The following is a 6173-nucleotide window of genomic DNA, read 5'->3' as shown; positions in this document are numbered from 1 at the left end:
CTCGCCCCTCCCCTTGCGGGGGGTTCTGAAGGGGGGCGGAGGGGGTGGGGCACGATTTTCCCGCAGCGGGTCGCACCCGCCCCTGTCACAAACCGCCCCTTTCTTTCTTGTGCTACCATGAAATATAAAGAAGGTACGAATTGTGAGCGATGTGTTTTAAGTACCTGACTAAGGGATAGTTGTCAGGGTTTAAAGGTAAAGCCCTCGTTAAAGACCCGCAGACAAGCCCGTACCACATCGGGATCATACAGAATGGTGCTATTGGCGCTAATCTCCTCCATGGCCTTTTCCACTCCAAGTGCGGGTCTGTAGGGTCTGTGATTGGCCATGGCCTCTACCACGTCGGCCACACAGATGATCCGTGCCTCTATCAGTATCTCATCCCCCTTCAACCCTCGCGGATATCCGGTGCCGTTGAGCTTTTCGTGGTGTTGAAGAACAATGTCCGCTACGGGGTATGGAAACTCGATACCCTTGAGGATGTTATAACCGATCTCTGAGTGGTCCTTGATGATCTCAAACTCCTGTGGCTTGATCTTCCCTGCCTTGCTGAGTATTTCGGCGGGGACGGATATCTTCCCCAGGTCGTGTATTTCGGCGGCCACCCTGATGCCCTCTGTCTGGTCGGCAGACAGTCCCATTTCATAGGCAATGCGGCGGGCCAGGTCTGCCACCCTGCGCTGATGACCTGCCGTGTAGGGGTCGCGTACCTCAACGGCCACGGACATCGCCTCCATCACCGCACCCGTTATCCTGCGCAGCTTGCTGAGGCTTGCCTCAAGCTCGGTGATGGCACTCTTGCGTCTGGTGATATCCCTGGCGATCCCGGTGAAAAACGTCCCCGAGCGCGCACTCCACCTAGTCAGTGACAACTCTATCGGAAATTCTACGCCGTCCCTGTTTAAAGCAATAAGCTCACAGGTCTCTCCTGTGGCAAGGGGCGGCGGACCACTGCTAAAATGACACGAAAGCCCCGCCCTGTAATCGTCCCTGAATCGCTTCGGTATAATCACCGACAGGTCTCCTCCGATTACCTCGTCTGGACTGTAACCAAAGATGCTTGACGCCCCGTCGTTCCAGAAGGCAACGCGACCATCGGTATCTATTGAAAATATTGCATTTACGGATGTCTGGATAACCGAACGGAGGTGTTCCTCTCTCTCTTTCAGGATATCCTCCGTGCTGTAGCGCATGATAACCCCCGCCAGCGTGTTTGTCAGGGCAAGCAGGATATCTTCATCGGCCTTTTTTCTCTCGTGTCCCTCCTTGGTAAAGACCGTAAAGACACCGATTACCTGCTTGTTGTACATTATGGGAACGCAGTAGTGGCCATGCTCCTGTATGTCTCTGTAGACGATATCGTGATGGGGTTCGGTGTGTATCCCGCCGGAAAACACTATCTTTCTTTCTGATGCGGCCTTCCCGCACAGGCATTGTCCGATAAGGATTTCCCGGCAGGTATTGAGGTGGTCGTCGTTAAAGTTGTAGGAAGAATACATCCTTAATACCTTCTTGTTGTCATCAACGAGGAACACGCAGGCCCTGGACTCCAGCGATATCCACGGGATGGAGATCACAACGGCAAGTATCTCTCTCAGGGTTTCATCAAGGGAGCCGGAGCGCAGGGATATCTCCAGGATAGAGTTTATCGTTTGCTGTACCTGATAGTTGTGTTTTAGTTTTCTTCTGGCGTCCTTATGGTTTTTTACCTCCACCTCGAGCCTTGAATTAGCTATTACCAGGTCGAGATTGCGCGTCATCACCTTGTCCTCAAGCTCTTCATTTAGCAGCCTGAGCCTATCTTCCATGCGTTTACGCTCGATGATCCCGGCAATCGTTTTGGCAATGGCGGACAGGAACTCCTCCTCCCACTGGCTTCTCTTGTGACCACACCTGACGTACAGGTTGATCACACCCAAAACGTTGCCATCAGGCGATATTATCGGCACACAGTAGTGACCATGCTCCAACATGCCAGTGTAGGTTGTCTCGTGTCTTTCGTCTATGTAATTGGAAAAAACAATTTGCTTCTCATAGGCTGCTCTGCCGCACAGGCATCTGTTAAACGGGATACGCTGACACTTCGTTAGCAGGTGTTCGTTAAAGTTCATATACGCCTTCAAGACCAAGACGTCCTGTTCGTCCTCAACAATAGCTATGCTGCCAACGGGTTCCAGGGCAAACCACGACACCGACAACAGCAGTTCCAGGATTTCCTGCAACTGCGCATCTAAAGACATCGGCAACAACGACAACGACAGGATTGCATTGACCACCCCCTGGGTATGATAACTCTCCCTCAGTTCCACAGTGCGTTGTCTGACGATGTCATCGAGCCTGGTGGTTGTCATCAGAGTCATCTCCTCTGTGACACGGAGGAGGTTATTCTGGATGGCAATCCTGGCTTGCAGCGAGTCACAGTCCGGTTGTGGGGGTGGTCCGCCATTATCGCAAAATACGGCTGTTTTAAATGGCACAACGGCATACTGTACGCTCAGGGCAAGGGTCTTGAACATGGCGGCAATATCGTCCGACAGGTAGACCCTGCAAAACATCATGACGGCAAACATCTCTCCGTTGGGGAGTTCCCCGCCAAAGCCCAGCACCGACTTGATACCATAGGGGATGACAAACTCTTCCTGTGCCGGTACCAGGGGATTGTCCGTTGCATCGTAGACGTAGAAGACGCCAAAGGTCTTGTCTGCATCGGTGAAGTGTTTTTGCCCATTGCTATGTACCACGTCATGGATATCCACACCAAGCTGCGACAGCAGGCCATGGATCATTGGAAGTGAATTAACAAACGACACGCTGTACAGCGGGATGACCTGATGTCCCCGGGAGGTCTGCCGTCTGTTCCAGGCGTCCTCTATGCCGCAGGTGGCAAGGAGGGTGAGGCAGCTTGTATCCTCCTGGGGGACTTGAGCAAAACACTCAAGGGCTGTCAGCTTCAACTCCTGGGGGAGTTTGTCGAAGCGGTGTGTCTTAAAAAACCTCACGAGCGCAAAATCGCCCTCCCCCGTGTCGGAATCCCTGAAGTTATTGTAGAGGGTCTTCAGTATTTCGTTGGCGGCGTCCTCCATGCACTCGCACCCCGCCGTGGCCTGGCGTATCAGGTGGCCGCACTGTATCATATCACCCAAGCTAAATCTTAACAGGTCAAACATATCTTTCCTTTCTCTCGTGTTTAACTTATGCTAGCATATCATATTTTTACACATTTATCAGCCACCTTTTTATTAAGCTGTTAGTGGTATCCTCATCATGGTACAATTCTTTGTATCTTCTTTATATTTCATGGCAACTATCCTTTTACGCATCCTGGATTCCTGGTCAAGCCAAGAATGACACACTTGGAAACATGTCCCTGGCTTGAACAGAGGCAAACATAAATCCAGAAACTGCGAAACCATAGAGTATATAAAAATCTGCAAAAATATAGCTGTTACAAGCATTGGGTAGCAACAGATCAGTTGGTAATTGTAAGGTTGCGTTAAATAAACAAAAATCTTATGGGGGGGGAGCAAAAAATATACCATTAACGGTCTGTAATACAGAACAATGACAACAACATCTGTCTTGCCTGTTACTTATGATATCCCTGTTAAGTACACAATCAATCATTTAACTATAAAACGTATCCTCTTTAAAAAAACCTGGAGCGAAAAAGAAGGCAGAATCGCCCCTTCTTTCTTTTGCTACTCTGTGTGCTTCTATTAACACCTCACGCTCTTCTTTATCTTAAAAATCTCCTATATTCTTTTATATAATAACTATAACATCTCTGTCAATGTTTTTTTCAAATGTTTTGCTTCTTGGTGTATATCAACGAATATCTTCCTCCATCAGAACACATAGTACTCTTAATGTGCCCTGATGATTTTATAGAATTAAGATATCAAAAATCATGCCAGGAGCACAGTTGGTACATAATGCCTTAAAATAAGAGCATCTGTGGTTGACTTATTGCGTTGTGTATAAATCAGACAGGAGTGCAGGTATGAACGAATGTTCATATGTAAACACACAAATTCAAGCAACCATCGAGGTATTAAGCTATGAACGATGGTTCATAGTCTATGAACAGTGAGCATCTCTGACTTGCCAAAGGCTTACCACGCCAGTTCATGCGTAATGCAGAAAAATCTTGCATTTCTGTAACGTCTCTCCCTATATGTTCCTGTAAATATCCTGTCTATGGCCAACCCTGAGAATTACAATGTCCCACCCTTCAATATCAAATATTACCCTGTAGTTGTCTACACGCAATCTGTAACTGCCAATTTTGGGGTTGGTTAGCTTTGTCGAACAAAGAAAAGGTTCCTCTTTCAATTTTAGCATAGCCTTATCGATGGAACTTTTTATTTTTGGTTCTAATTTCTTGATATCCCGTTGTGCTCTGGATGTATAAACAAGGACATAATTCATTTACCAAATATTTTTTCATGCGATTTTACCTTACCTGCTTTATATTCCGCCCTTGCCTCTTTAATGCTCTGGAGATATTCAGAAGAGGTTGCAGCTATCAAGTCTTCGATGAATGCCTCCCTGTCAGTTTTTTTCATTTTCCTGACGGCCTCAATTATCTCATCTATTGATAAATGCACTTTTAACGCTTGCATCGATCTGGTTTCTCCGATGTTTTTCATGCCTCTGCCTCCTTAATACATCATACTGGTGTATATTATAACATAGACAGAAATAGATCGGTGAAAAAATCTCACATGCAGACTTTGTAACGTGAAGAAGATTTCTCTTGTTTTGTAAAAATATCTCTGATACAATACAAACACGGGACATTGCTATAAGCTGTATACCGTTGGAGTGGTTGAAGTTTATTGAGGATTATAGATATAGGAGGTTTTATAGTTCAAGGTTTTTAGGTATAGGGGGCAGCAGAGAAAAATCCTACCTTTAATGCGCCTAATATATGTATGTACCTTGCCGCAATTTCTCCTTCATGCGGATGATATATACACCTGCTGCCCCTTTCCCTCCCTTGGGCGGAATCTACGGTTACCCCCTTTATTGTTCTTGTCGGCTTGTTATGGGATGACCTTGTTCAGCGGGTATTCCACGATACCAGAGGCGCCTATTTTTTTCAGTGACGGTACGAGTTGCCGCACGAGGCGTTCCTCGATGACGACCTCAAGGGCAAGCCAGTCCTTGTCAGTCAGTTCCGATATGGTTGGCGAGTGCAACGCCGGCAGTATTGCCTTGAGGGCGCCGAGATTTTCCCTGGGGATGTTCATTTTCAGTCCGACGCGTTCCTCTGCGGCCAGGGCGCCCTCAAGGAGCATCACCATGTTGCGAATCTTTTCACGTTTCCAGGCGTCCTGCCATGCGCCCTTGTTGGCGATAAAGCGTGTGGTTGACACGAGGATCGTCTCCACGATGCGCAGGTTGTTTGCCCGCAGCGAAGAGCCTGTTTCGGTCAACTCCACAATGGCGTCGGCCAGTTGAGGGGGTTTGACCTCCGTTGCACCCCAGGAGAAATCGACCTCGGCCTCTATGCCGTTGTCGGCGAGATAGCGTTTGGTGAAACCTACCAGTTCCGTGGCAATGCGCTTACCCTGGAGGTCCTTCACAGCCCTGATCGGTGAATCGTTTGGCACCGCCACCACCCACCGCACCGGACGAAGTCCCTCCTTGGCATAGTTGAGTTCGGTGACTATCTCCACGTCGGAGTTGTTTTCAAGTATCCAGTCGTAACCGGTCAGGCCGCAATCAAGCACCCCTATCTCCACGTAGCGCGCCATCTCCTGCGCCCTGATCAGCATCCCCTCAATCTCCGGATCGTCTATCGAGGGATAGTACGAGCGCGAGGACACCGATACGTGATAGCCCGCCTTGCGAAAGAGCTTGAAGGTTGACTCCTGGAGGCTGCCCTTGGGAAGCCCAAGTTTAAGCGTGTTGGTTTTTTCCATGTCTCTTAGTTCCTTTGTCTTTATTTTGAATATCCCGGTAATTATCGATTAATATATCAAAAACAATGCGCTTTAGTAAAGGAGTTCTTGCAGCGTGCACAGGGCTATCACATTAGAAAAAAATCTTGCTGTAAAAAATCGGTAGCACTCCAAACAAGCGTGGACGATGTATAAAGTATTGAAAAAAAGTGGTTTATGTGTAATAATATTTGTATGTAATAACACATGCAGAAAGGAGAAAGACAT

General features: G+C 47.9%; 4 protein-coding genes. All 4 read right to left on the bottom strand.

Going from position 1 to position 6173, the window contains the following annotated elements:
- Positions 1-182: 182 nt before the first annotated feature.
- Positions 183-3167 carry an HD domain-containing phosphohydrolase gene (locus HWQ67_RS11460; RefSeq protein ID WP_218252825.1) on the bottom strand — a complete coding sequence of 995 codons (2985 nt, stop codon included), beginning with the start codon at positions 3165-3167 and terminating at the stop codon, positions 183-185.
- Between the two features lie 1003 nt (positions 3168-4170).
- The gene (locus HWQ67_RS20565) at positions 4171-4428 is read right to left on the bottom strand and encodes a type II toxin-antitoxin system RelE family toxin (RefSeq protein WP_218252824.1); all 258 of its coding nucleotides are present in this window, start codon (positions 4426-4428) and stop codon (positions 4171-4173) included.
- Positions 4425-4649, bottom strand: a complete 225-nt coding sequence (locus HWQ67_RS11450; protein WP_218252823.1) for a hypothetical protein — start codon at positions 4647-4649, stop codon at positions 4425-4427. Before HWQ67_RS11450 ends, HWQ67_RS20565 begins: the two co-directional genes overlap by 4 nt.
- A gap of 396 nt (positions 4650-5045) precedes the next feature.
- The gene (hisG, locus tag HWQ67_RS11445) at positions 5046-5927 is read right to left on the bottom strand and encodes an ATP phosphoribosyltransferase (protein WP_218252822.1); all 882 of its coding nucleotides are present in this window, start codon (positions 5925-5927) and stop codon (positions 5046-5048) included.
- Between the last annotated feature and the right edge of the window lie 246 nt (positions 5928-6173).

Source organism: Candidatus Magnetobacterium casense, from assembly GCF_019173545.1.
Taxonomy (GTDB): Bacteria; Nitrospirota; Thermodesulfovibrionia; order Thermodesulfovibrionales; family Magnetobacteriaceae; genus Magnetobacterium; species Magnetobacterium cryptolimnobacter.
This window is presented reverse-complemented; position numbering and strand designations above follow the sequence as displayed.